Source organism: Vibrio sp. 1562 (assembly GCF_033340155.1).
Lineage (GTDB): Bacteria > Pseudomonadota > Gammaproteobacteria > Enterobacterales > Vibrionaceae > Vibrio > Vibrio alginolyticus.
In genome coordinates this window covers 1-758 of the sequence record NZ_JAWOVY010000265.1, presented here as the reverse complement: position 1 = coordinate 758, position 758 = coordinate 1, and the positions used below count along the sequence as shown (strand labels likewise).

The window sequence follows — 758 nt, the reverse complement described above, 5'->3', positions numbered from 1 at the left end:
ACGAAGTCAAACATACAGCAAAGAGCGTAGCGAAGTGGACCCACAAACACTTTAGCCTGTCATCGTTCAGCGCATGGCAAGCCAAACAGGGAGCAAAAGGAGGTAAGGTTTCGAAAGGTGGCGGTAGAAAAATCAATATAGATTCAGCAAGACAGTCCAAACCTTGGCTTGATTTGGGGATCAGTCGAGCAACTTATTATCGGAAACGGAATGATGAATGAATTTACCTAACTACAATAAGGTAAAACGTGTTGCCTATTTTGTCCGTCGTGCGTCCATGACCAACTTTAAGCATTCCCTTTGCCTTTGGTCTCGTCTATTTCGACGCGACCAAAGGCAAGCCTCCAAAATAAAAATCGACAGTGGGCTCTTTCGCTTTAGCTGAGGCTAGTGTTTTGTTTAGATGCTTACTAATCAGAAATTATATTTAAGTCCTAGGTACATAGTACTAACCGACGCAACATCTGATGAGTTCTTAAGTAAACTCTGGTCATCTAAATTGCTATCTCTTTTAAAGGTCTTAATTTCATCACCGAAAATATGGTCAATTCCAAATAAAATGTCCAAATTTTCAGTTGCATTATATGCAATATCGATCCCAAATTTAGGCAATATTTCAGACTCACTTACTGTTACACGGTTATTTATGCCTACCTCTTGAGCTGTATGTGCTAGACCTAGCTTGCTCATAACACTCCAAGATTCGAAGAGTTGGTATCTGGCAACACCCATTAACGCAATGTTATATCCGTCATAAT

At 40.1% G+C, this 758-nt stretch carries 2 pseudogenes; one reads left to right on the top strand and one right to left on the bottom strand.

From position 1 onward, the window contains the following. Nucleotides 1-221 (top strand): annotated as a pseudogene (locus R7Z49_RS24565) (replicase); the annotation flags it as partial. 193 nt (nt 222-414) lie between these two features. On the opposite strand, the pseudogene R7Z49_RS24560 reads toward R7Z49_RS24565, so the two are convergent. Then, a pseudogene (locus R7Z49_RS24560) lies at nt 415-758 on the bottom strand (transporter); the annotation flags it as partial.